Raw genomic sequence first — 24,645 nt, forward strand, 5'->3', positions numbered from 1 at the left:
TGATCTGTCAGAATGAGGATGGATTTTTCGTCCATCAGGCAAAAGGAACAGGATCATGACCCAGAGAGTAGCGCTCGTTACAGGTGGATCACGTGGCATCGGTGCGGCCATTGCGCTGAAGCTGGCGCAGGATGGCTTCGATATTGCCATTACTTATGCCCGCAATGAAAAGGCCGCGCAGAAAGTTGTCGGCGAAGTCGAAGCGCTGGGACGTCGCGCCGTTGCAGTGCAGGCCGATGGTGGCAGCGCGGACGGCAATATCGCAGCGATTACGAAGACGCATGAGGCGTTCGGGCGTCTGGACACGCTGGTGTGCAATGCGGGCATCTATCCCTATGGCCCGATCGCCCAGATGAGCGTGTCGCAGATCGAGGATGTCCTGAACCTCAACCTGCGTGCGGCAATGATCGAGACGGTTGAAGCTCTCAAATACATGAAGGCGGGTGGTCGCCTGATCTATATCGGCTCGGCCTTTGGCGAGCGCGCACCGTTTCAGGGCATTTCACTTTATGCCGCGACGAAAGCTGGTCTGATCGGGTTTGCAAAGGGCGTGGCGCGGGATCTCGGACCGCAAGGCATTACGGCGAATGTCGTCGAACCCGGCCCGATCGCAACGGATCTCAACCCCGAAGACGGTCAGGGTGCCGCTGTCATCCGCAGCTTCACGGCTACGGAGTCCTACGGCAAGGTCAACGACATTGCCCGCACGGTGTCCTTCCTTGCCAGCCCCGATGCCTCTTACATCACCGGCGCATCCATTCTGGTGGATGGCGGCCTCGTCGCCTGAGACCGGAGACAGATTTCATGTCCGTCACGATCTACGGAATCCCCAACTGCGATACGATGCGCAAGGCCCGCTCATGGCTGGCCGAGCACGGTGTTGCGGCTACCTTCCATGACTATCGCAAAAACGGTGTTCCGCAGGCGCGGCTGGAAGGCTGGGTTGCGAAACTGGGTTGGGAAAAGCTTCTGAACCGTTCGGGAACGACGTTTCGCAAGCTGCCGCCCGAGCTTCGGGAATCTCTGGATACGGACCGGGCTCTGGCGCTCATGCTGGAACATCCTGCCATGATCCGGCGTCCCGTACTGGAGGGGCCGAATGTGCTGCTGGTCGGGTTCCGCCCCGACGACTACACAAAGGCCCTGTCCGCTCCTAGTGATCCAGACCAAGCGCCCTGATCTTGCGGTGCAGTGTGGCGCGGCTCACGCCTAAAAGACGTGCGGCCGCGCTCACATTTCCACGAACCGTTCCAAGGGCGGCGCGGATAACCTGCGCTTCCGCCCGTCGAAAATTCGGCTCTTCCTGACTGTCGAGCAGAGGCAGGAGCGCCGGAAGGCCGGATAGTTCGCCTTTCGGCCAGTTCATATGCTGGCGGCTGGCATGGGTGGCCCCACGGATATGACCGTCCCGATCCAGCGCAATCAGCATTGTCGAGGACGAAGTTGATGGTCCGAGAGTCAGGATCATGTCCTCCCGGAAGCGGTCGTGAAACAGTTTCTCCTCCACGCGCCGGGCCGTTGTCTGGAGCGCATCCATCAGAAGCGGTGCAGCAGGCAGCACGTTCTCGGCCACGAAAGAACTGATGTCGATGGCCCCGGCGAGATCCCCAATGGAATTGTAAACTGGTACCGCCATGCCGGTCAGCTTGCGGAAGCACAGACGCCAATGCTGGTCGTGAACGACCATGACCGGGCGTTCCTCACGCAGGCAGGTGCCGATCGCATTCGTTCCGGCGTTGGCCTCATTCCAGACTGCACCTGCCTGAAAACGCCATCGCCGACAGCCGCTCAGATTGCTGCGCTGGGTGTGACGCGAGAGAACGACGCCGGTGGGGTCAGCCAGCATGACCGTGAAATCCAGAGGGTCCACCAGCGTATGCAGACGCTGCATTTCGGGGAGTGCGCTTTGGATCAGGCGCTGCGTGCGGCCGCTGACAAAGCGCAGTTCAGGCTGACTGAGGACCTGTGTTTCCCAGCGTTCGGACGGATCCAGATTGTAGTTCGTGGAGCATCTCGTCCAGGAATCCGACAGGCATGTCCGGGCTGTGGCCGTGGTCATCGTGCCGCCCGCGCGGTGGGATAAGACACCCGATGCCGAAAACCTGTCGCAATTCTGCGACAGGTGCGTCGCAGACAGTCACAATCGGGTGAGGGTGCAACCATACGGGATAGCCTGTTGAGGAGACATTCAGGAATGACGGCTTCTGGAAAAGGCGAAGCGTTGCGTATCGGGTGTGTTTCTTCGCAGGCCATCGGTAACGCAACACTCCTTTCTTTTCCGGTTCAGTGCTGTGGGTCGGATGGGACACAGGCATGAAAGCCGGAGCTTTTGCAAGCGCCGGTTATTGCCGCTCCTGACGTACGAACAGAGCTGTCCCGTCCGTCACAGCCATGACGGAGCGCCAACGATATCGCGTTCCGCCGATGATCAGGAAAGACAAATCATTTCAGAGAGAATGGTTTTCGTTTTTCGCAAGAACGAGGTGTCATGTCTGCTTCACTCCAGAGGGTAATGTCTCCATTAACCTCTATCCTGCTCGCAGTTGTCGGGCTTTTCCTGCTGGGAGGGGGAGGATATCTCCTCGTTCTCGGTGGTTCGTGGTTCTATGCCCTTATGGGGCTCGTGATGCTTGCTGCGGCGGGTGTCAGCTTCCGCAATCCGCTGCTGGGTGCGCGTCTGTACGCTGTGCTCCTGCTGGTGGCGACCATCTGGTCCGTGTTTGAAGTCGGGTTCGACATCTGGGGTCTGGAAGTCCGTCTCTTCACGCTCGTCGGTATCGCGGCCTGGATGCTGCTGCCATGGGTGTGGCGGACCGGTCAGACCTGGGTTTCGGACAAGCGCGAGCTTCTCGGCTCGGCCGTTATTGCGATGGTTGCGATTATCGCAAGCTGCTTCACGTCCTACTCCATCAACGGTACGCTCCCGGCCGACCGTATGGCCGCGACCAACCAGTCCGACCTGACGGCAAAGGATACGCCCGATGCCGACTGGCCGGCCTATGGCCGTACGGTGGGTGGAGACCGCTACAGCCCGCTGGCTCAGATCACGCCTGCGAATGTCAGCAACCTCAAGCGCGCCTGGGTGACCCGCACAGGTGACGTTCAGAAGGCGGATGAAGGTGTTGTCGCCGGACCGGATCAGGGCCACGAGTTCAACCTTGAAGTCACCCCCATCAAGGTCGATGACACGCTCTATCTCTGCACGCCGCATAACTGGGTCATGGCTCTTGATGCCAAGACCGGTAAGGTGAAGTGGAAGTTCGATCCCAAGCCTGCTGCCGAGGATCTGGCTGCCAACGTCTATCTAGCCTGCCGTGGCGTGTCTTACTACAAGGCGCCGGACGACTATACGGCTCCGGACGGTTCCAAGGCCTGCCAGAAGCGCATTTTCTCCCCGGTCGGCGACGTGCGCCTGCTGGCTGTTGATGCTGAAACCGGCAAGCCCTGCGAAGATTTCGGCGAGCATGGTTTTATTTCCCTGCGCCAGTATCTCGGCCATGTGCCGCATGGCTTCCACTTCGTGACGTCTCCGCCGCTGGTGGTGAAGGATCGCGTGGTTCTTGGCGGCTGGATTTTCGACAACCAGGCGAATTTCGAGCCCTCCGGCGCAATCCGTGCGTTCAATCCGATCAATGGTGAGATCGAATGGGCCTGGGATGCCGGTCACAATCCGGAAAACTGGAAGCCCGGCCCGAACGACGAGCTGACGCGTGACACCCCGAACGCATGGGGCGTTTACACGGCTGACCCGGAACTTGGCCTGCTGTACCTGCCGATGGGCAATGCGCCGCCGGACAACTGGGGTGGTTCGCGCCGTTCGTTCGACGACGCCACGTCCAGCGCCACGATTGCTCTTGATATCGAGACGGGTGAACGCCGCTGGACCTTCCAGACCGTGCATCACGATCTGTGGGATATGGATCTGGCTATCGGACCGTCCATGGTCGATCTGCCCGGCCCGAATGGTGAAAACATTCCTGCTCTGATCCAGAGCACGAAGCGCGGTGAGTTCTTCGTTCTGGACCGTCGCACCGGTAAGCCGGTTCCGGGCTATCCGGTCGAGGAACGCCCTGTTCCGACCGCGGGGGTTGCAGCGGATGACCATGTCTCTCCGACGCAGCCTTTCGCTGTCGGTCTGCCGTCCCTGACGCCGCCTGACCTCAAGGAAAGCGACATGTGGGGCGCGACGCTGCTGGATCAGATGATCTGCCGCATCCAGTTCCGCCAGTCCGCTTACGAAGGTCAGTTCACGCCGCCGCATGTCGGCAAGACGACGATCGTCTACCCCGCATTCTATGGTGTGGTGGACTGGCAGGGCGCATCCATCGATCCGCAGCGTAAACTGCTGATCGCCAATGCGAGCTACCTGCCGTTCCGGATCCGTCTGGAAAAGCGTCAGAAGGCCGAAAACGCTGGCATCCTGCCGAAGTGGAACGGTCAGGGCGACAAGCCGGAAGCCAAGGGCGACGCGCTGAGCGTGTCTCCGGATTACGGTACGCCGTACATCGCCTATACCAGCCCGTGGCTGAACCCGCTTCAGATCCCCTGCAAGGGACCGGTCTGGGGCAAGATCACAGCCATCGATCTGGTGACGAAGAAAATCGTCTGGCAGCACCCCGTCGGCACCACGCGCGACACGGGTCCTTTCCGGACGCATAACAACCTTCCGCTTCCGACCGGTATGTACAACATCGGCGGCAGCGTCCTGACCAAGGGCGGCGTCTCCTTCATGGGAGCGACAGCCGACGATTACCTGCGCGGTTTCGACATGTCGAACGGCAAGGTCATCTGGCAGGACCGTCTGCCTGCAGGCGGACAGGCAACACCGATGTCCTATCAAATTGATGGGAAGCAGTATGTTGTGATCGCCGCAGGTGGTCATGGGGGCCTTGGCACCCGCAGCGGTGATTATATCATCGCCTACAGCCTGAACGGAGACCAGAGCGCAGCCGCGCACTGATCTTTCGGTCAAGGATGGAGCGTGTCCCTGTGAGGACACGCTCCACACTCCCGCTCAATCTCTATGGAAATTCATGTCATGCGTCGCAAATTCACGCTCGGAGTGCGCCTTGGTGCCCTGACAGCCTGGTTGCCTGCTGTTGCTCTCGTTCCGGGCTTTGCCGCTTATGGCGCGGATATTCCCCTGGCCATCATCGGGCCGCACGAATACGACCTGCCGGTGGATTTCAAGCCGTTCAACGTCGTCGTGCAGTATGGCGACGGCAATGCTGCCGGTTCGGTCTATGACAGCGGCGGTCAGCGCCGGGCGCATGGCGGCAGCCATACCTGGAGCGGTATGACGAAATATGTGCATTTCCGCAGTTTCGACGCCATTCCCCATGTCAGCTTCGCCTTCGAGTTGATCCAGTCCGAGGCCTATACGCTGGCCAACGGACAGAACTGGGGCGGTCTGGGTACGACGATCGTCGGCCCGGCGGCGTGGTTCAAGCCGAATAAACACAGCACGCTCGGCATCCAGACCTTTATGGAAACTCCGTCAGGGACGCGGGATGCCACGGCAATGCATTACTGGGCGAACCTATCGAGTATCATTTTCGATTACGAATGGAAGCATTTCAGCTTCGATGGCGATCTGGGCAGCGTCGTGAGTTCGACCAAACACCGCAACGGCGAACATAGCTATTCGCCCGGCAACGTGTATTACACGAACCTGCGTTTCAGCTGGAAAGCCACGTCACGTTTCGAGCCGTTCTTTTCGCTCGACTGGCAAAACAGCGGCGGTATGCACGACAACACATCCAACCTCTGGGTCGCCAATTCGAGCAGCCGCGAAACGGCATTAGGCGTTGGTGCAATGTTCTATATCACCAAACGCCTGTCATTCACGCCCCGCTATTCCCATTCGGTCGAAGGACGGAACGTGCCGGAAACGAACGCCTATTATATGAAGATCGCCTATCTCTTCTGATCCTCAGGCCGCCGCCTTCGGACGAAAGCGCGCCGTAGTGATGTCGCAGTCATACTGTGCGGCGGTTTCGCAGGGATTGCTGGCGAGTTCGTTGACAGCCTCCAGAATGCGCTCAACCTTGGCGTCATCCATCAACACGCTGAAATTCAGGCGTGTCCAGCCCGGCTTTTCGATTTCCTGACCGGACAGGATGGCGCCACGGATCTGGTCCGATTCAGTCTCGTCGATCCCCAGAAGACGGTGCGCATAAGGCCCCGCACATGCACAACCGCCCCGGACCTGAATGCCGTAACGGTCCGACAGCATGCGTGTGAAAAGCTGCTGATGGATGAACACGTTGTTTTTCACATCGCGGATACGGAACGAAAAGATCGGAAGCGCGGCAGCGGTCGGGTGCCCCAGGATTTCGATGGAGGGATTGCCGGTCCAGGCCTTCATGGCCCGGGCGCGCAGTTCCTCATTGCGCTGCGCCATGTAGGCGTCCCCAATGACATCTTTGACGATGAAGGCGAGCGCAGCGCGGATATCCCCGATCACGTTCGGTGTGCCACTTTCCTCACGGGACGCAAGATTGGCGGAATAGTCGTGGTTCCACGGTGAGACGAACCGTACGGTGCCGCCGCCCGGAAGAACCGGCAATGTGCGCGAGATCGCGGCGTTGCGTACGATCAGAATGCCTGATGCTGCCGGGCCGCCGATGAATTTGTGACAGGAAACGACAACCGCATCTTTCTCGAACGGCGTTCCGGGCTGCATGTCGATCGGGCAGTACGGTCCGGCTCCGGCATAGTCCCAGATCGACAGGGCGTTATTTTGTTTGAGCAGGGCCGTGACAGCGTTCACATCCGTCAGAATACCCGTGACGTTGGAGGCGGCTGAAAAGGAACCAATTTTCAGACGGTCTGCCGGGCAGGATTTCAGTGCCCGTTCCAGAACATGCAGGTCGGGGCCACCTTCGGCCGCTTCGGGAATTTCGACGATCTCCGCACCGCTCTCGCGCCATGGCAGGATGTTGGAATGATGTTCGTAAGGGCCGATGAAAACGATCGGCTGCTTTCCCGCATCACACAGAGCCGGGATCTCCAGCAGATGCACCAGACGGTTCAGTCCTGCTGTCGCGCCATTCCCCATGAAAATGGTCGTGAAATCGGAGGAGGGGGCGTGGCACAGTCGCGAGATGGTCGCACGGGCACTGCTGCGCAGGCGCGTCATGTAGGCGCCGCAGAAGGAGGCTTCGGTGTGGCTGTTGGCATAGAACGGCAGGATTTCGTCCATGATGAACGTCTCGACCTGCTTCAGCGCACGTCCTGAGGCAACATAATCGGCGTAAAGAAGGGACTGTGTGCCGAACGGCGTCGAGAACTTCGCACCCTCACCGATTACGCCCTTGGCGAGCGCTGCCAGCCCGTTGCTGCGCAGGGACTGCCCGAACTGTTCGAGAATGGCAGTGCTGTTGTCGAGATTGCCGATCGTTTCCATAGCGCGATGTTCTTCCCCTGCGTGATGAAGGAACGATAGACCGATGGAATGCGCGAAAACCGCCTCTTTTTTGAGGATGAAAAATCATTTTTGTGGTCATATGATGCGATATGGCCAGAAAAATCGATCAGACGGACAGGGCGATCCTGAGAATCCTCCAGAAACAGGGTACGCCCTCGCAGCGTGAGCTCGCCGAGAAGGTTGGGTTATCGCAGAATGCCTGCTGGCGGCGCCTGAATGCCCTGCGCGAGGATGGCGTGATCACTCACGATACGGTCCGTCTGAATGCAGCCGCGCTGGGCCTGACATTGACGGTGTTCGTGTTGATGCGGACGCGCCATCATTCGCGCGAATGGTTTGAGACATTCCGCAAGGTTGTCGGTTCGATCCCGAACATAGTTGATTTTTATCGGATCGCGGGCGAATACGATTATCTTCTGAAGGTGGTGGCCTGTGACATGAACGATTTCGATCGTGTGTATCAGCAGATCATCAGCAAGGTGGAACTCGATGCCATCACGTCATATATGACCATGGAAACCCTGGCGGACAACAGGGATCTTCCGGTCTGAAACGTCTCTCCCGTCCACAGCAGGAAGTCTTTTTGTCCATGAGTCAGCCCGACCAGCTCGCCCACAGTCTGCGTACGCGCCATGTCGTCATGATCGCCCTTGGTGGTGTGATCGGTGCAGGATATTTTATTGGGGCGTCCGCAGCGCTCTCGCTGGGTGGTCCTGCGGTCCTGCTCTCTTATGCGCTGGCCGGAACTCTGGTGTTTCTGGTCAATCTGATGATGCGCGATCTGGCGCTGAAAGTGCCGGGACGGGCCTCATTTCTGGGACAAATCCAGTATGCGCTAGGAGAGCGGGCAGCCTTTGTCGCGGGCTGGGCGTACTGGCTGACATGGATCATCGCGATTGCAGTGGAAGTCATCGCGGTTGCGACAATGCTCGCTCCTTATATTCCGCTGCCTTATGCCGTCATTGAGGTGCTCATCATGGCCCTGATGACAGGCGTGAACCTCATGTCCGTCAAAGGGTACGGAGAATTCGAATACTGGTTCTCGGCCATCAAGGTTCTGGCGATTGTCTGCTTCATCGGGATCGGCGCCTGGGCGCTGCTGAGCCGCCCTGTTCCGGTGCATGGAAACCTGTTTGCACATGGCGGTCTGCTACCGCATGGCTGGCTGGCGCTTCTGGCGGTTATACCCACCATCCTGTTCTCCATGGGCGGCAGCGAGATTTCTACAGTTGCGGCTGTTGAATCCGACAATACGGAACAGAACATCGTCCGCGCCACGCGCTCCATCGCGCTGCGGATCGGTGGGTTTTACATCGTCTCAATCGCGCTGGTCCTCTGTCTGGTGCCGTGGAGCGATGTCGTGCCGGGCTATTCGCCGTTCCTTCTGGTGCTGCACCGTCTGCATGTGCCGTTCGCTGATGTGGCTCTTGCGATCGTGGTGATGACGGCGGCGCTGTCCAGCCTCAATTCCGGGATCTATGTGACGTCGCGCATTCTGTACGAACTGGCGGAATCCGGGTCTGCACCAGGGCTGTTCCTGACGGTCGATACCTCCACAAAACTCCCCCGTCGGGCCATTCTGGTGAGTGCGCTGGCCTCCATTCTCGTCGCAGCCGTGGCCGTGCTGTCGCCGACGCTGATCTTTGGACTGCTCGTCAGTCTGACGGGCGGCTTCATGGTGTTTAACAATACCATGATCGTGGCCGGCCGTCTGAAACTGGTGCGGGAGTCTGCCTGGAAGGCCTACGCGGCTCTGGTGCTGATTGCCTGCACCCTGATCGCCATGCTGATTCAGCCCGAAACGCGCTCACAGATCATTCTCGGGGCCGGCGCGCTCCTGCTGATCTTCGCCGCAGAACGCTTTGTTCCGCGGCGCCAGCCGGACTGATGACTTAGTAAGGCACCGCCAGATCCCGGTCGTTGATTTTTTCAAAGACCGGTTTTGGCGTGTCGTGAAACGTCTGGAGTGAGAATTTTCGGTAACTGATATCCTTATATCCTCGGACGAACATCACTCCGTCGCTCAGGTCGGAGAGGGCTGTCCAGACGGTATATTCAGAGACCGTTTTTCCGGATTCCTTCTGTGTCTCGCCGCCAAGCGTATCGGTGGTAATGTTTTTCATGCGATCAAACCGGTTCATGATATGCGCCAGAATGTTGATCGCATCTCCTGATGACTGGGCCACGGGTGCATAGCTGGTGTAGTAAACGCCGCGAATGAAACGTCCGACAGAAGTGTCTGAGGATGGCAGATCCGAAGCCACAATCCCGCTATCCGGCTGGACGACTTTCATGCTTCCCAGAGTAGCCGCAGATCTGTCCTGATTGGTCAGCTGCGTATAATTGTTCAGGTTCTGGAGATGCCACGGAAAATCCGGTCCGTTCGTCATGACCTTCGTCGGGTTGTCATAGACATGGAATTTTCCATTGAGCGTCTCGACGACGATGCTTCCGCCGTTTTTATCGTAAAACCCAAAATGAAAAGGCGATTTCACACCACCCAGTCTGGTCAGAACGGGGGACCAGAAATGCCCATTGTCAACGGCCTTCCGGACTTCATCCACGGTGGCGAAACTGGCCAGTGCCCACTCCCCCAGCGATGTCACAGGAATGGATTCCCGGTAGTCTGATTCCGCAAGTGGAGTGAGCGTGGCGTCTGGCACCATATTGGCGCTGAAAGACAGGCCCGCCCCATTCATACCCTCAAGCATGTTGTGGTCGTCACCATCATCATAGACGGGCGTGGTAATCGCCAGAATGGGATAGAGAGACTTGTAATGCGCTCCGGCAGTGCCGTTCGGCGCTTTTTTCTGGAACGCGGTCTGTGCGGGATAAAAAGTCACCCATGACGGCAGACCTTCAGGAAGCTCCAATGTGCGTCCATGAAAAACATGGCCCTTGTTATCCGTAATCGCCAGACTTGAGCAGGCCTGCCCGATGGTAGGGAATAAAAGGACAGAGGACAGCATCATACTGGAAAGAGGCGTTATTTTCATTGGGTTAGTCCTGAAAATCGTATTTGACAATTTTTTGCGTGGATAATTCAGAATTTTTTATCTTCATTAAAGACGAAATATTTATCAGGAAGTTTCTTAACTTGGAGTAAAGTCACACTATGAGCCATGGGATGGGACTTCTAGAATAACGCTCCCTGTGCCGGGCTTCCGGGGATGCTCGCTCCAAAATCCCGCTCGATCCAACATCGGAGCACGAGTAGGATCTGTTCCTGCTGCTCGGGCGTCAGGGGTTTGCCCGGCCCCATGCCGTGCCATTTCGACAGACAACTGCGGCAACAGGCTCCCGTAGCATGTTGGGCAATGAAGACTGGATGACCGCGCATGGGGGTCTGCTTCCCATCGCGTGGCGGGTGTGCTGGGGCGAGGCGTTCGGCGATGAAGGCCGCTCCATGACCCATGACAGCATCAAGGCCCCGGCTTTCCAGATAGAGTCGGGCCTGATCGTCCAGATGAAAGCGTGAGCGGAAACGGGATTGGGCGAGGCGTTTGAAGAGATCTTCGGGGTCAAAACGGCTCACTGATCCACAACCTTCTGAAAAACAGGCAAAAAATCGCGTGAGAGGGCGCCAGCCCCCTGTAAGAACATTTGTTCTTTCTCCATATGGTGACGGATGGACGCTTTTCCGAGACGCTCCCGCTCATCGTCCGGGGCAGGAGACACCACAACACTGACGGTTCTCTCTCCGCTACAGGTGCAGGACTTGTTCTCCGTGCGACTGGAGGAAATCTGTGCGGCTTTCGACGAGTGGGGCTTTCCACTGATCGTGGCTGGACAGCTTGGCGATGCTGCGCCCAATTCCTACCCGAAATATTACCAGCTTCCGCTCACCGATCCGCAGTTCGGGACCACCCTGTCGCTGGAAGTGCAGAAATCCGTTCTGGTACGGGCCGGTGTCGGTCCTGGCGATCATGTCCATGTGACCGGGATGCTGCGGGCGCGGCAATATCGCGGGCAGGTCGTCCTGCGTTTTGAGGCAGTGGCCGTTGAACTTCACGACCCAGCCCGCCAGAAGGTCGAGCGTGTTGAGCGATCCATACTCGATGTTCTGCGCGGACTGCCCTGCGCCTCTCACTCTTATCCAACCCGCCCTGAGGCGCGACTGCTGCTGATCCACTCGGCAGCATCCAGTGCACTGGTGGCCGAGGATTTTCTTCAGGCGCTGGGCGGAGCGTGGCGCCCGGAGCGTGTGAGAAGTCTGCCCACACCCATGAACGATCCCGGCCGTCTGGCGGAGGCGATCGGCACCTGTCGTGAAGAGATCGTTGTTCTGATCCGCGGAGGCGGGGATGCTTCGGATTTCGTCGTGTTTGAAAACCCGCAAGTGATGGAAGCGCTGGCCGTCTGTCCGGCGCATCGGGTTCTGGGGCTGGGACATACAGCCAATCGCACTCTGGCTGAACGTGTCGTAGACCATGCAGCCACCACGCCCGCCGATGCCGGACACTATATCCGGCGTATGAGCGGCCGGATATGGCAGGAACAGGAAGAAGCCCGTGCGCAGCAGGAAGAAATGGCCGCACTTCGGGACAGCGTGGCGCTGAATGTCGTGCCGGAACGGGCACCCATCGCAGCGCGCCTGCGTAGTGGGCTGATATTGCTTGCGATTGGCTTGGCGCTGGGTCTGCTACTGACCCGGCTACTCTGATCTGTCAGGCTGTTGTAGGTTTTGTTTTAACGACAAAATACATTGCCGACATACGCATACGTAAAATACATGTCGAAATGGTTTGCTCGTGGAGCGGGTATTTCTGTAATAAAGACTGTTTCAACAAACGTAAAAGCAGTGTTGGACAATGCGATGACGGCTTTTGAGAAAAATTCCGGCCGCCACGAATTATGCCATTTGAAATAACGATACTGTCGAAAATGCATCGCTATTTCAGTCAGGTTTTTAAGGCACTAACTCGTGGCGTGTTCTTTCTCTCGCTATCCTCAGCGCACGTCCACGCGGACGAAGGGTTTTGTGGCCGAAGGGTCAGTCATGGCGTGCATTTCGATCTGGATGGACTGAGCTCCTGCCTTTTCGATATGCGCTGCTACACCCGCCGCCAGATGGTCGGTCACGTCCGTCAGAGCCTGTGCCTGTGCGTCCGGCGTCGGCTGGGACGGGGCGAAAGCTTGCACGACAAACAGGACGTTCGCCTTGCGGGACAGGGCGGCTTTCGCAGCACGTTCGACGATGGGGCCGTATTCGGATTCCGGCGTTCCTTCTGAAATCGACAGGAATGGAGCATGCGGCGGGGGCGCTGGTGGTGCAGGCGGGATATAAGGGTGAGGAGGTCTGCCCGCGTTCGGATTGAATGTACGCTGATCCAGCAGTTTGCACCCCGACAGCAAAGGCGCAGCCAGAAGCAGCCCTCCCATCAGGAGTGCAGAATGCGGAACAAAACCCCGCTGCGAACGGAAATGTCGGACGAATGGTGCCATATCGCGCGGAACCGTCGCAGGAACGGAGGGTTTGAGCAAGATTATAGAGTCAACTTCATGAAAAACTGTTGATGCCCCCTGTCGCTCTGCTGTGGCGGTGCTATGGAATATGTCCGAGTTTTCAAAGAGCGGAGTAGGGCAGGTCATGGCTGTAAAAATCGCGATCAACGGCTTCGGACGGATCGGACGGCTGGTGCTGCGTGGCATCATCGAGAGCGGGCGCACGGATGTCGAAGTGGTCGCCATCAACGATCTGGGGTCTGTCGAGGCCAATGCACATCTGCTGGCCTATGACAGCACGCATGGCCGCCTTCCGGGCACGGTCCGCGCCGAAGGCAACAGCCTGATCATCGAAGCAAATGGCCGCACCTATGGTCCGATCACGGTGTCTGCCGAGCGTAACCCGGCACAGGTTCCGTTCCAGGGCGTCGATGTGGCGATGGAATGTACGGGTCTGTTCACGTCCCGCGAAAAGGCTGCCGCCCTGCTGGAAGCTGGTGCAAAGCGCGTCGTCATTTCCGCTCCGGCTACGGATGTCGATGCGACGATCGTGTTTGGTGTGAACAACGACGTCCTGACACCGGACATGAAGATCATCTCCAATGCGTCCTGCACCACGAACTGCCTCGCGCCCGTGGCCTCCGTTCTGGACAAGGCCTTTGGGATCGAATGTGGTTACATGGTCACGATCCATTCTTACACGGGCGACCAGCGCACGGTGGACACCCTGCACAAGGACCCGCGCCGCGCCCGCGCCGCCGCCCTGAACATGATCCCGACCTCCACGGGTGCTGCAAAGGCTGTCGGTCTGGTGCTGCCGCATCTGAAGGGCAAGCTGGACGGAACCTCCATGCGTGTTCCGACGCCGAATGTCTCGGTTGTCTCGCTGGATTTCGTCCCGACACGCGCTCCGGCTTCTGCCGAGGCCGTCAACGAAGCCATTCGTGCCGCTTCGCTCGAAGGCTCCCTGAAGGGTATCCTCGAATACAACACGGCACCGCTCGTTAGCTCCGACTTCAACCATGACAAGGCGTCCTCGATCTTCGATGCGACGCAGACGGTCCTTGTCGATGGCGGCAAGATGGTGCGTGTCTGCTCCTGGTACGACAACGAGTGGGGCTTCTCCAACCGTATGGCTGACACGGCCGCCCTGTTCGGGAGCCTTTGAGTGATGGCCTTCCGCACCCTTGATGGTGTGGACGCACGCGGCAAGCGCGTGCTGGTCCGCGCCGACCTCAACGTTCCGATGCATGACGGCGTCATCACCGATGACACCCGCCTGCAACGGGTTGCGCCCACGATCCGCGAACTGGCCGACAAAGGCGCGCGCGTCGTGGTGTTCAGCCATTTCGACCGTCCGAAAGGACAGGTCGTGCCGGCTCTGTCACTGCGGCCGATCGCGCTGAAACTAGGTCAGATTCTCGGCCAGCCGGTTGGCTTCGTCGCCGAATGCGTCGGTCCGACCGTGGAAGCTGCAGTCGGCGCGATGGTGGACGGAGATATCATCGTTCTCGAAAACACGCGCTTTCATGCGGGTGAAGAAGCCAATGACCCGGCCTTCGCCAAGGCTTTGGCACAGAACGGGGACATTTTCGTCAATGATGCGTTCTCGGCGGCTCATCGTGCTCATGCCTCAACTGAAGGCGTGGCTCACGACCTGCCGTCTTTTGCCGGGCGCCTGATGCAGGCTGAACTGGGCGCGCTGTCGGCCGCTCTGGAAAATCCGGAGCGGCCCGTCGGTGCGATCATCGGTGGCTCCAAGATTTCGACGAAGCTTGAGTTGATCGGGAACGTCATCGAGAAGGTGGACACGTTGTTCATCACGGGCGCGATGGCCAACACGTTCCTTGCGGCTGAAGGCATGAATGTGGGCAAGTCCCTGCAGGAAGCCGACATGCACGAGACGGCGCGTAAAATCGCGCATCTCGCGCAGGAAAAGGGTTGCGAGATCATCCTGCCCGTCGATGCAGTTGTGGCGCGCGAGTTCAAGGCCAATGTCCCGACCGAGATCTGCCTTATCGGTGAAGTTCCGGACGATGCGATGATCCTTGATGCCGGTCCACGTACGGTCGCGCTGATCCGCGAACGTCTGGACACGCTCAAGACGCTGGTCTGGAATGGTCCGCTCGGTGCATTCGAGATCGCGCCTTTCGACAAGGCAACCGTCGATGTTGCACAGTATGCCGCGCAGCTTACGGAAGAGGGCAAGCTCAAGACGATCGCCGGTGGCGGTGATACGGTCTCGGCTCTGCGTCATGCCGGTGTCGTGGACAAGATGACCTATGTCTCCACGGCTGGCGGGGCTTTTCTTGAGTGGCTGGAAGGCAAAATCCTGCCGGGGATCGAAGTTCTGCGCTCTGCGGGCCACGATCTGGGGCTCACCTGAACAAAAAGCCGGGGAGGGTAACCTTCCCGGCTTTTTTATGGAAATAAAGGCGATGTCGAAAAGAGCGCTGTCAGTCAGTCTTCTCTTATGCGCTCTCGCAGGCTGTCAGGCTTACGATCAGCCCCCGACAGCGCCCGCACCGCCGTCTACAGGAGAATCTATCCGCAGCGGGCGTCCAGCGGGGATGCTTCTGTCACCCTCAAAGCCTGACCAGACCCCCTATTTCTGAAATTTTGGACTGGTGTCGGACAGGCATGGATTAATCAGTCTTTCACAAAAAAAAGCCCGTCAGGATATCCTGACGGGCTTTTTTTGTGGTGTGTGCCTTCAGGCTTGGAGGCCGTTTTCGCGGCGGCGCAGTTCCACTTCCGCAGCCATGGCTTTCTGGAGCTTTTCCATGGCACGGGCTTCGATCTGACGGATACGCTCGCGTGAGACGTTGTAGTGATGGGATAGCTCTTCCAAGGTGGAAGGTTCTTCCTTCAGACGACGTTCGCTCAGGATATGACGCTCACGCTCGTTCAGAGTCATCATGGCCTGATCCAGAAGCGCCTTACGACCAGTGAACTCTTCAGATGCGGCGTAGGTCTGTTCCTGATTCTCGTGATCGTCCACGAGCCAGTCCTGCCATTCGCCTTCGCCATCAATGCGCAGCGGTGCGTTCAGACTGTGGTCCGGTGCGGCCAGACGCTGGTTCATGGACATGACGTCCTGTTCCGGCACACCCAGAGTGGTCGCGATGGAGTTAACCTGCTCCGGCTTCAGATCGCCGTCATCGATCGCCTGCATCTGTCCTTTCAGACGACGCAGATTGAAGAACAGCTTCTTCTGTGAAGCGGTCGTGCCGATTTTCACCAGAGACCAGCTATGCAGAATGTATTCCTGCATAGCGGCGCGGATCCACCACATGGCATAAGTGGCAAGGCGGAAGCCACGTTCCGGATCAAACCGGCGCACAGCCTGCATCATGCCGATATTGCCCTCGCTGATGAGTTCGTTCACCGGAAGGCCATAGCCACGATAGCCCATGGCAATTTTGGCTACGAGGCGCAGATGGGACGTGACAAGGCGGTGTGCCGCGCTCGTGTCCTCGTTTTTGCGCCACTGGCGGGAGAGATCGAGTTCTTCCTGCTGGGTCAGCAGAGGGAACTTGCGGATTTCCTGAAGATAGCGGGTGAGATTGTTCTCTGGACCCACTGAAATGACGGCTGGGGATGCCATGGTCTTCGACTCCTTTCGCCCGGGGCTTAACCCGCATCCGGATGAGATGGAGACTCATACGGACCGGCGACGGGATAGTTCCGTCTGACCCAGGTGACGCATTGGGAAGGACTTTCACGTCCCCGACCGTCAGCCCCCGGACTGGGCGACCTCTGGTGGTACGATCCGTTCCGGCGGCGCGTCAGCTCGTCGGATAAGCAGTTTATGACAGGCTCAGCCAAAAAAGTCAATGGGCTTTTAAGGTTTAGCCGATCAGTCGTTTTTTCAAGGCCTGGAAGTCTTCAGGGGGCGCAGTTTCGAACGAAAGCTGCTTTTTCGTCCGCGGATGGATAAATCCGAGTCGGGTCGCATGGAGCGCCTGACGGGGAAAATCGAGTGCCGCTTCTTTCGCATCCTGCGACAGACCACGGGACGCTGCAGGAATCCGGCGCAGATAGACCGGGTCGCCGAGCAGGGGGTGGCCTGCGTTCGAAAGATGAACACGGATCTGATGGGTGCGTCCAGTGGCAAGACGACATTCAATCAGGGAGACTGCAGCCTGATAGGGTTCGATCAGTTTGAACCGTGTGAGAGCCACTTTGCCGCCACTGCCCACGACCGCCATGCGTTTGCGATCCCGTTTGTCCCGACCGATATTCCCGTCGAATTCGCCTTCAAGCGGCAGAAGCCCCCAGGAAAGTGCCAGATAGGCGCGGTCGATGTCGCGGGCGGCGAAGGCTTCGGACAGGGCGTTATGAACCATGGCCGTCTTGGCTACGACCATTAGGCCGGAGGTGTCCTTGTCCAGACGATGGACGATGCCGGGGCGCTTCTCCCCTCCGATTCCTTCGAAACCTTCTCCACAGTGGCCAAGCAGAGCGTTGACCAGCGTGCCCGTCTCGTTTCCGGGAGCAGGATGCGTGACGAGCCCCGCCTGTTTGTCGAGCACGATCAGGTCGTCGTCCTCGTACAGGATGTTGAGCGGGATGTGCTCGGCGATGGGACGAGCCGGGGTCGGGGCCGGGAATGTCAGCAGCAGTTCCATGCCGTCACGCAGCGTTTCCGCCGGTTCGCAGATCGTCTTTCCATTGATGGAAAGATTGTCACTTTCAATCAGGGCCTTGACCCGGGAGCGTGAAACCGTGCCGATGGCGTCCGCCAGCGCGCGGTCGGCCCTCTGGCCAGCCGTGGACGCATCGACAACAAGACGGAATGGGGAAGCCGGATCAGACATGACACAGGGTGTAGCCGAGGAAATGGCGAACAGCGAGTCGCAGACACCAAAAGCGCTTCTGGCCGCTGTAATTTTGATGGGCGTGCTGATTATCGCGGCCGTTTTCGGATTGATTGGCGTGATTGCCTACCGCTTCCTGCATCCGCGTCCGAGCATCACGGCAACTGTGCCGTTGGCTGAAGGAGGCTTTTCCCGTCTGGCGCTTCCGCTCGGTGCGGGCGAGCGCATTGCGGCCGTTACGGCGCGTCCTGACGGTCTGATGGCGGTGACACTGAGCGGCGCCGGAAGCGATCGGGTGCTGTTGTGGAACCCCGAGGCTGGAAAAATCGCCGCCGAGCTGGATTTCGGAACCCCTGCACCGTCTGCACCCTGACCGGTCTGAACCTGCCACCATGTTCCGACGTTAAGGCGACAGGATTTATGAAGGATCACGGATAATGGGACGTCTGATTGATGCGGCCTTGGCCGTCGGTACGGTTTTTGGAGTGCAGTACGCCTCGCGCGAAATCAGCCCGGCGGACGATCCGTCCACGCGCCGATGGTACGATCGGCTGAACAAGCCGCATTTCAATCCGCCCGGCCCGGTTTACGGCGTCGTCTGGACGATTCTGGACGGGCTTCTGGCTTGGTCTGGATATCGGCTTCTGCGCGCTGAAAAATCCTGTTGCCGGACGGTAGCGCTGATTCTCTGGGCCCTGTGCGTTGCCGGTGTGGCAGGCTTTCCGTTCTTCGTGTTCCGCAAACGTCAGCTTGGAACGGGTCTTGCAATCTGCGTCGGCCTGATCATGACGTCAGGTGCTTCGATCTGCGCGGCGCACAAAGTGGACTGCAAAGCTGCCTCGATGCAGGTACCGTTTTTTGCATGGCTGATCTTCGCGACCTGCATTCACGAAGAGATCTGGCGTACGAACTGAAAATATTTCAGGACGCGTTCAGAATGGCTGCCATAAGCCCGGGAAACCGTGCGTCAAGCTCCGCCAACCGCAAGGAATTGCGGTGCTGGACGCCTTCGATCCGTGTCCGCAAAACGCCGCTCTCACGCAGGACCTGAAAATGATGCGACATGCTGGATTTAGGCCGTGTTCCAATCAGCGTGGCGCAGTTGGCTTCCCCAACACGGCCCAGATGCCGCACGATCTCCAGACGCGCAGGATCAGCCAGTGCGCGCAGCACCGGAATGAGTTCGAATGTCGCGGAGTCAGGATGGTCATAGACAGCCATAGAGGTCTTATCCCTTTCCTGAAGTTTTATCGCAACACTTGCTTTGTTCGAATTTTATCGAACAATATGGTGATCAGTCCATTGAAGGAGAAACAGGATGCCAACGCTGTTCGATTCGATTGATTTCGGTCCCATTCACGCGAAGAACCGGATTCTGATGTCCCCCCTGACGCGCGCGCGCGCCGACAGGAACGCTGTTCCGACTCCGATCATGGCGGAATACTATGCCCAACGCAGCAGCGCCGGGCTGATCATTAGTGAAGCCACAGGCATTTCCCGAGAAGGTTTGGGCTGGCCGTTTGCTCCCGGGATCTGGTCGGATGAGCAGGTGGAAGCCTGGAAGCCGATTGTGGCCGCGGTTCATGCCAAGGGCGGCAAGATCGTCTGCCAGCTCTGGCACATGGGACGGATGGTCCATTCTTCCGTCACGGGCACGCAGCCTGTTTCGTCTTCTGCGACGACTGCTCCGAATGAAGTTCATACCTATGAAGGCAAAAAGCCTTACGAACAGGCGCGCGCAATTGATGCCGCCGATATCAGCCGTATTCTGAACGATTACGAGAACGCGGCGCGCAACGCCATCCGTGCGGGTTTCGACGGGGTGCAGATCCATGCAGCCAATGGGTACCTCATCGACGAATTCCTGCGAGATGGGACGAACCTTCGCACTGATGAATATGGTGGTTCTCCGGAAAACCGTATCCGTTTCCTGCGTGAAGTGACAGAGCGCGTTATTGGCGCGATTGGCGCGGAACGCACAGCCGTTCGTTTGTCTCCGAATGGTGATACGCAGGGTTGCATCGACAGCGCGCCGGAAACGGTTTTCGTGCCGGCCGCCAAAATGCTTCAGGATCTGGGTGTGGCTTGGCTCGAACTGCGCGAACCAGGGCCGGACGGGACTTTCGGAAAGACAGAACAGCCCAAACTGTCCCCGCAGATCCGCAAGGTCTTTACTCGCCCGCTGGTCCTCAATCAGGACTATACGTTCGAGCTGGCCCAGGAAGCACTGGCAGAAGGGCACGCCGATGCGATCGCCTTTGGTCGTAAGTTCATCTCGAACCCCGACCTGCCGGAGCGTTTCGAGCGGGGTATCGCCCTTGAGTCTGACAATATGAAAACATGGTACAGTCAGGGGCCGGAAGGATATATTGACTATCCGTCCGCGACCTCAGGCCCCAACTGAGCTTTGAGGCAATCCGGGAGCCGTTGGTCGCTCCCGGATTTTCAGTTAGACGGGCCGGACGAGTTCGTACAGCGCGACGGCCGCAGCATTGGAGACGTTCAGGCTCTCCATGTCGCCGGGCATATAAACGCTGGCGATCTCGTCGCAGGTTTCGCGCGTCAGGCGGCGCAATCCAGCCCCTTCGGCTCCCAGAACCAGCGCCACACGGCGCCCGATAAACCCTTTTCCATCCAGCCGTGTGCCACCGGCATCCAGACCGACAACCCAGAAATTTTCCGCCTGAAGCACTTGAAGGGCCCGAGAAAGGTTGACTTCACGCAGGATGGGAACGACGTCGAGCGCGCCTGATGCCGCCTTCGCCATGGCACCGCTTTCCTGCGGGGCATTGCGATCCTGCACCAGAAGCGCTGCCGCTCCGAACGCCGCAGCCGATCTGAGAATGGCGCCGATATTGCGCGGGTCCGTTACCTGATCCAGCACCAGAACCGGGCCGGTGCGTTCAACGATATCGAGGATGGCGAGCGTTTCCAGCGGCTCAACCCGCAGACAAACACCCTGGTGCACGGCGTCACGCTCACAGAGTTTATCGAGGCGCTCACGGTCCACGATCTGCGGCTTGTGTGATGCGCCTTCGAAAGAGGCCGCAGCTTCGCGCGTCGCCAGAAAATCATGAATCACACGCTCTGGATTGGCGAGCGCTGCCTGCACCGCATGGTGCCCATAAATCCAGTAGCCGGAACCGGAGTTGCTGGCATGCCCGCGACCGGAACGGCCACTACGCCCGCCAGAGCGCTCACCGGAGGAGCGGGAGAGCTGGTCAGCGGGCGCGGAGGGAGGGGAGGACCGATCCGTGGAACGGTCGGGAGCGGAACGGGAGGGAGATCTTCTGGCCATAAAAAGCATATAATCGACAACAGGCGATTGACATAGCCGTCAATCCGCCATATCTGAACCGCCGACCCGGAGAGGTGCCCGAGTGGCTAAAGGGGGCGGACTGTAAATCCGCTGGCGTACGCCTACGTTGGTTCGAATCCAACTCTCTCCACCAGGTCCCCTCCATCTAACTGATTGTTTTGACTGTTTTTTCCCTAACGGGTCAGTTTGTGCTCATTGTAGCACAGGGCTGTAGCACCGATGGGCATTGGCAGCTTTGTCTATCGTCGCGGTGATACCTATTCGTTCAGGTGTCGCGTGCCAGCGCATTTGCGCGCTAAGACCAGAAAGCAAGAGCTTGTTTTTGCGGTCGGAACCCGAGATCGTGATGTTGCACGGGTCTTGTGTGCCGCCATCGGCTGGCGGGTCAAACGGCTGTGGGTGGAGTTGGCGCACGTGGCGAGCTTTGAAGACGTTGATCGGCTCATTCGGGAATGGTTTGATTCTGCCGTTCAACGTGCTTGGACCGATAATTTTCGTGACCCAGCTCGGGATGAGCTTGTCGCTGAGCGAAAGGCCTCTCTGGAAAAAGAGGTGCCCGGCGTAAAGGTCGATTTTAAGCAAGAGCGGGACAAGTTTGCCGCTGATTATGCCGAGCATATATTGCGGCAAATTGAGGAGGGCGCGGTTGACGTGTCATCCTTTCGAGATGTGGCTCTCAAGATCGCAGCCTCTACGTCACCGGCTATTTCTCCAGACGATAGGAGGGTCGAGGTGATTGCGGGGCAAGTCTTAGCTGGTGAAGCAGAGGTCGCGGAGACTGTCCTCGAATGGGCTAATGGAAGGACGGACTTTCAGCCTGCCTGGAAGCCATCTCTGCCGAAAGACCTTTTCCAGCCCACTGTTAAGAAGGAAGAGCCGTCAAAAACGAAAAGAGCGTGCTCTTCGTCAGCAAAAACCGGCGAGCTTACAATTTCTCAAGCGCTTCAGAGATATGTTGATGAGCGCAAACCGGAGACTGCTACGGTCGCAAGCTTCCAAACGTCTATCCGGCGGTTTGTCGAATTGTTTGGGGATCTGGATGTCTCGCAGATTACGAAACGGCAAGTTGCCGAATTCAAAGATGTATTGTTGAAAATCCCGGCGAGGCTCAAGCCGTCGGAGCGTTTGTTGACGGTTCAGGAAGTGCTCAAACTGTATGAAGACAGGGAAGATGTTCCCAAGCTGTCGGCAGCTACGATCAATAACAAGCATCTTGCTGCCTTGTCGGTGGCTCTTAGGTGGGCTTCGGATAATGGTTATATTGATCAGGTCGTGTCGCGCGAAGTTCGTGCAAAAGCTGGGGCAAAAACGGCAAAGGCACCGAGGCTGCCTTATACGCTAGAGGATCTGAAGGCAATTTTTGCGCTGCCTATGTTCGTGAATGGCGAGCGGTCGGCAGCTGGTGCGGGTGAGGCGGCTGTCTGGCTGCCGATCTTAGCTTTGTATTCTGGCGCACGCCTGAATGAACTTGGAACATTGAAAATTACAGATGTGACGCGGGAAGGGGGCGTGGACACGCTCCGTATTCGGGCTGGAAAGACGGTTAACGCTGTCCGGCGCATCCCTATTCATGATGAAGTGAAGCGTCTCGGATTCCTGCGCTACGTCGAGGAAAGGCGTTTATCTGATAAAGGTCTAGACGGACTTCTCTTTCCTATGATCCGTGCCGAGACGTCTAAAGGGAAAAAACCCACCAGTCCTTTTTCGAACTGGTGGGGACGTGAAGCCCGAAAGGCAGTTCCGGCGCTTAACAAATCTTTCCACTCTTTCCGGCATACGGCGAAGCGTGCTCTCCGTAACGCTCGTGTGGATAAGACACTGCGCGATGCTGTCATGGGGCACGAAGCGGGTGATGTGGCAGAGGCCTATGGTCTGGATGAAACTGGTAGCGGCTTTGAGTTGGCAGTTTTGAACAAAGCGATTCAGGCAATTCAGTATCCGGGATTAGAAATTAAGCTGGCACCTGCGAAAAAAATGAGCATGCGGGGCGTTAGAAAGGTGCGCCTTGATCCTAAGAACCCTCACAAGCGTTCTGTTCTGACAAAAAGTTGATAGGGACCAGAGAGTTTTTATCACGGTCGTAAGCCTGAGCTAGCAAGGCATTTTCGCCTTCCGCGTTCTGCCTTGGAGAGCCACCCGGCATCTTCGGCGTTATGGAGCGTCAGCCCTTGAGCTTCGAGGCTTTTCCAGTCCAAGTCCCGAGAGAAGCGCAGACGTCGCGTAATGCTCATGTCGGAGACTTGAGGTTGATAGGCGCGAAGATCCTGAGAGGCGATCAGGTGCCCATCCTCGTCCTTCTCAGGGCGGATCTGTGCTAGGGTAGAGCTTTGGCCTCCTATCGTAGCGCAAACGCTCTGAGCGGCACTCTTGCAGAAATAGGCGGCGGTTCCCCAGCGGCGGTCCGAGGACATAAAGCGGCTGGCAGAATGCCGAATGAATGACGCTTCCCCGCGAAGATCGAACGGCAGCTTGTGCGTGCTGATAGCCTTATCAAGCTTGCCGGGATCTTGACGATAATCGGCAAGAAGCTGTTCCCCTCCGTCAAACAGGCGAGAAACGGCACGCAAGACGATTTCTGCGGCAGCTTGGTTGGGAAGGTGACAAAGAATATGGGCGTGGATGCCTGCGCCGCCAGCCTGAGGACATTCCAGCACCTTAATGAAGGACAAGGGGCTGCCCAGCGGCCGTGCAAGGTTATTTAGAGTGTGAGCAAGGGCTTTTGCTGAGGCTTTGCGTGCCTGATCTCGTGCGGCGTGTTCTGCTTTCGTCCGCGGCTCTCGCTGGGCAGAACCGTCCCAGTGCTCACGATATTCGGTGCTTAGATCCAGCCGGACCAAGATCGCCGCATTTAAAGGTTTGCCTTTCTGTTCGGCTCCCATCATCGCAAGCTGGACATGAGCAACATCATGCGCCGTCAGATCCGATGTTTTTCGCCGCTTATGGCTAGCGTTGAGGTTCGTCGTGTTTGCAAAGGAAACATTAATAGGGGGCTCTGGGCGTTCTAGCTCATCTAACAACCTTAGATCATGTTCGGAAAGGGAACCTGTCTCTGAGTTTGGATCCCAATCTGGGCTGTAGTCTCTGTACTCACTGAATGAAAGAGAAGGGTATGGAAATACCCCCCAGCGCGCAGACGCAGGTGAAGCAACGGATTCGACTGTGGATTCTATCCCGGAAAACTCTGTTTTTTGGACCTTTGGGGCTGGCGGCATAAGGGCTGGGGTTAATTCATTCAGATTTTTCGTGGAGGTATCGCTCTTTGAGTAAATTTCCCCCTTTGACCCAGCCTCAGTCGGTTTGAAGGGACTAAGCGTGACTTCATGCCTGCGGGCACGCTTTAAGACATCTAGAGCCACTTCTGAAGCGTCCACCGGATGTCCAAGGCGGTGATGGAACCCCAACCCCATGCCCTGTATCAGACGGTCTTCAGCCGTCAGGCCCTTCTTGCAGTTCTCTTCAAGCGCCAGCCGAACGGCGGATAGCGTTCCGTCCTGTCGAGAAGATGCTTGTGTTAGGAGATGCGCTTCAAGGCTGTGAAGGGCCGAACTGACGTCTGTAGGAAGAGCTGCTGGCATCTTTTGCGCTTTTGGAATTCTCTGTCTGTAGAGAAGGGGACGGATAGGGCCGATTTC

24 protein-coding genes and 1 tRNA gene are annotated in these 24,645 nt (G+C 58.0%); 15 read left to right on the top strand and 10 right to left on the bottom strand.

What is annotated here, in order from left to right:
- Positions 1–55 precede the first annotated feature (55 nt).
- The gene (locus HKD21_RS08580; RefSeq protein WP_194255294.1) at positions 56–787 is read left to right on the top strand and encodes an SDR family NAD(P)-dependent oxidoreductase; all 732 of its coding nucleotides are present in this window, start codon (positions 56–58) and stop codon (positions 785–787) included.
- 17 nt (positions 788–804) lie between these two features.
- Positions 805–1,179 (top strand): ArsC family reductase, encoded by a 375-nt coding sequence (locus tag HKD21_RS08585; RefSeq protein WP_194255295.1) that lies wholly within the window; start codon positions 805–807, stop codon positions 1,177–1,179.
- Here HKD21_RS08585 and HKD21_RS08590 read toward each other — a convergent pair.
- Positions 1,154–2,059, bottom strand: a complete 906-nt coding sequence (locus HKD21_RS08590; protein WP_194255296.1) for a helix-turn-helix domain-containing protein — start codon at positions 2,057–2,059, stop codon at positions 1,154–1,156. The genes HKD21_RS08585 and HKD21_RS08590 overlap by 26 nt on opposite strands.
- A 135-nt stretch (positions 2,060–2,194) precedes the next feature.
- On the opposite strand from HKD21_RS08590, the gene HKD21_RS14490 reads away from it, so the two are divergent.
- From HKD21_RS14490 to HKD21_RS08600, 3 genes are all read left to right on the top strand, one after another.
- A complete protein-coding gene (locus HKD21_RS14490) occupies positions 2,195–2,317 on the top strand; it encodes a hypothetical protein (protein WP_265588981.1) in 123 nt (40 codons plus the stop codon).
- A 171-nt stretch (positions 2,318–2,488) separates the two neighbouring features.
- Positions 2,489–4,960, top strand: coding sequence for a membrane-bound PQQ-dependent dehydrogenase, glucose/quinate/shikimate family (locus tag HKD21_RS08595; protein ID WP_194255297.1), 2,472 nt, complete (start codon positions 2,489–2,491; stop codon positions 4,958–4,960).
- A 78-nt stretch (positions 4,961–5,038) separates the two neighbouring features.
- Positions 5,039–5,929: a transporter gene (locus HKD21_RS08600; protein WP_194255298.1), complete on the top strand. Its 891-nt coding sequence runs from the start codon at positions 5,039–5,041 to the stop codon at positions 5,927–5,929.
- Positions 5,930–5,932: 3 nt separating this feature from the next.
- Here HKD21_RS08600 and HKD21_RS08605 read toward each other — a convergent pair whose 3' ends face one another.
- The gene (locus HKD21_RS08605) at positions 5,933–7,408 is read right to left on the bottom strand and encodes an aminotransferase class V-fold PLP-dependent enzyme (protein ID WP_194255299.1); all 1,476 of its coding nucleotides are present in this window, start codon (positions 7,406–7,408) and stop codon (positions 5,933–5,935) included.
- Positions 7,409–7,518: 110 nt separating this feature from the next.
- Here HKD21_RS08605 and HKD21_RS08610 point away from each other — a divergent pair, with 110 nt between their 5' ends.
- Entirely contained in the window at positions 7,519–7,980 is a 462-nt protein-coding gene (locus HKD21_RS08610; RefSeq protein ID WP_194255300.1) for an Lrp/AsnC family transcriptional regulator, read from the top strand.
- A 38-nt stretch (positions 7,981–8,018) separates the two neighbouring features.
- Positions 8,019–9,317, top strand: coding sequence for an amino acid permease (locus HKD21_RS08615; protein ID WP_194255301.1), 1,299 nt, complete (start codon positions 8,019–8,021; stop codon positions 9,315–9,317).
- Positions 9,318–9,321: 4 nt separating this feature from the next.
- Here HKD21_RS08615 and HKD21_RS08620 read toward each other — a convergent pair whose 3' ends face one another.
- Entirely contained in the window at positions 9,322–10,425 is a 1,104-nt protein-coding gene (locus HKD21_RS08620) for a linear amide C-N hydrolase (protein WP_194255302.1), read from the bottom strand.
- Between the two features lie 140 nt (positions 10,426–10,565).
- Positions 10,566–10,964: a DUF4186 domain-containing protein gene (locus HKD21_RS08625; RefSeq protein WP_194255303.1), complete on the bottom strand. Its 399-nt coding sequence runs from the start codon at positions 10,962–10,964 to the stop codon at positions 10,566–10,568.
- A gap of 93 nt (positions 10,965–11,057) precedes the next feature.
- On the opposite strand from HKD21_RS08625, the gene HKD21_RS08630 reads away from it, so the two are divergent.
- Positions 11,058–12,092, top strand: a complete 1,035-nt coding sequence (locus HKD21_RS08630; protein WP_194255304.1) for an exodeoxyribonuclease VII large subunit — start codon at positions 11,058–11,060, stop codon at positions 12,090–12,092.
- A gap of 287 nt (positions 12,093–12,379) precedes the next feature.
- Here the strand turns inward: HKD21_RS08630 and HKD21_RS08635 are convergent, their stop codons facing one another.
- Positions 12,380–12,913, bottom strand: a complete 534-nt coding sequence (locus tag HKD21_RS08635; RefSeq protein ID WP_228121212.1) for a pterin-binding domain-containing protein — start codon at positions 12,911–12,913, stop codon at positions 12,380–12,382.
- A gap of 106 nt (positions 12,914–13,019) precedes the next feature.
- On the opposite strand from HKD21_RS08635, the gene gap reads away from it, so the two are divergent.
- Together gap and HKD21_RS08645 are read left to right on the top strand one after the other, a co-directional pair.
- Complete coding sequence (gene gap / locus HKD21_RS08640) at positions 13,020–14,042, top strand: type I glyceraldehyde-3-phosphate dehydrogenase (RefSeq protein WP_194255305.1); 1,023 nt, start codon at positions 13,020–13,022, stop codon at positions 14,040–14,042.
- A gap of 3 nt (positions 14,043–14,045) precedes the next feature.
- On the top strand, positions 14,046–15,260 hold the full coding sequence (locus tag HKD21_RS08645) for a phosphoglycerate kinase (RefSeq protein ID WP_194255306.1): 1,215 nt from the start codon (positions 14,046–14,048) through the stop codon (positions 15,258–15,260).
- 327 nt (positions 15,261–15,587) lie between these two features.
- Here the strand turns inward: HKD21_RS08645 and rpoH are convergent, their stop codons facing one another.
- Both rpoH and HKD21_RS08655 read right to left on the bottom strand, forming a co-directional pair.
- Positions 15,588–16,481, bottom strand: a complete 894-nt coding sequence (rpoH, locus tag HKD21_RS08650) for an RNA polymerase sigma factor RpoH (RefSeq protein ID WP_194255307.1) — start codon at positions 16,479–16,481, stop codon at positions 15,588–15,590.
- Between the two features lie 244 nt (positions 16,482–16,725).
- Positions 16,726–17,694 carry an RluA family pseudouridine synthase gene (locus tag HKD21_RS08655; RefSeq protein ID WP_194255308.1) on the bottom strand — a complete coding sequence of 323 codons (969 nt, stop codon included), beginning with the start codon at positions 17,692–17,694 and terminating at the stop codon, positions 16,726–16,728.
- On the opposite strand from HKD21_RS08655, the gene HKD21_RS08660 reads away from it, so the two are divergent.
- Together HKD21_RS08660 and HKD21_RS08665 are read left to right on the top strand one after the other, a co-directional pair.
- Positions 17,693–18,067 carry a hypothetical protein gene (locus HKD21_RS08660; protein ID WP_194255309.1) on the top strand — a complete coding sequence of 125 codons (375 nt, stop codon included), beginning with the start codon at positions 17,693–17,695 and terminating at the stop codon, positions 18,065–18,067. The two genes, HKD21_RS08655 and HKD21_RS08660, sit on opposite strands and share 2 nt — an antisense overlap.
- 64 nt (positions 18,068–18,131) lie before the next feature.
- Positions 18,132–18,608 (top strand): TspO/MBR family protein, encoded by a 477-nt coding sequence (locus HKD21_RS08665; RefSeq protein ID WP_194255310.1) that lies wholly within the window; start codon positions 18,132–18,134, stop codon positions 18,606–18,608.
- 7 nt (positions 18,609–18,615) lie between these two features.
- Here the strand turns inward: HKD21_RS08665 and HKD21_RS08670 are convergent, their stop codons facing one another.
- Positions 18,616–18,915: an ArsR/SmtB family transcription factor gene (locus HKD21_RS08670; protein ID WP_194255311.1), complete on the bottom strand. Its 300-nt coding sequence runs from the start codon at positions 18,913–18,915 to the stop codon at positions 18,616–18,618.
- Positions 18,916–19,012: 97 nt separating this feature from the next.
- On the opposite strand from HKD21_RS08670, the gene HKD21_RS08675 reads away from it, so the two are divergent.
- Positions 19,013–20,098, top strand: a complete 1,086-nt coding sequence (locus HKD21_RS08675; protein WP_194255312.1) for an alkene reductase — start codon at positions 19,013–19,015, stop codon at positions 20,096–20,098.
- A gap of 45 nt (positions 20,099–20,143) precedes the next feature.
- On the opposite strand, the gene rlmB is transcribed toward HKD21_RS08675, so the two are convergent.
- Positions 20,144–20,992 (bottom strand): 23S rRNA (guanosine(2251)-2'-O)-methyltransferase RlmB, encoded by an 849-nt coding sequence (gene rlmB, locus HKD21_RS08680; protein WP_194255313.1) that lies wholly within the window; start codon positions 20,990–20,992, stop codon positions 20,144–20,146.
- 68 nt (positions 20,993–21,060) lie between these two features.
- Between rlmB and HKD21_RS08685 the strand changes: the two genes are divergently transcribed.
- Together HKD21_RS08685 and HKD21_RS08690 are read left to right on the top strand one after the other, a co-directional pair.
- Positions 21,061–21,146, top strand: a tRNA-Tyr gene (locus tag HKD21_RS08685).
- An 86-nt stretch (positions 21,147–21,232) separates the two neighbouring features.
- Positions 21,233–23,065 (top strand): site-specific integrase, encoded by a 1,833-nt coding sequence (locus HKD21_RS08690; RefSeq protein ID WP_194255314.1) that lies wholly within the window; start codon positions 21,233–21,235, stop codon positions 23,063–23,065.
- Between the two features lie 20 nt (positions 23,066–23,085).
- Here HKD21_RS08690 and HKD21_RS08695 read toward each other — a convergent pair whose 3' ends face one another.
- Positions 23,086–24,588 carry a hypothetical protein gene (locus HKD21_RS08695; protein WP_194255315.1) on the bottom strand — a complete coding sequence of 501 codons (1,503 nt, stop codon included), beginning with the start codon at positions 24,586–24,588 and terminating at the stop codon, positions 23,086–23,088.
- Positions 24,589–24,645 lie beyond the last annotated feature (57 nt).

The sequence above is a fragment of the Gluconobacter cerevisiae genome (genome assembly GCF_015244675.1).
Taxonomy (GTDB): domain Bacteria; phylum Pseudomonadota; class Alphaproteobacteria; order Acetobacterales; family Acetobacteraceae; genus Gluconobacter; species Gluconobacter cerevisiae.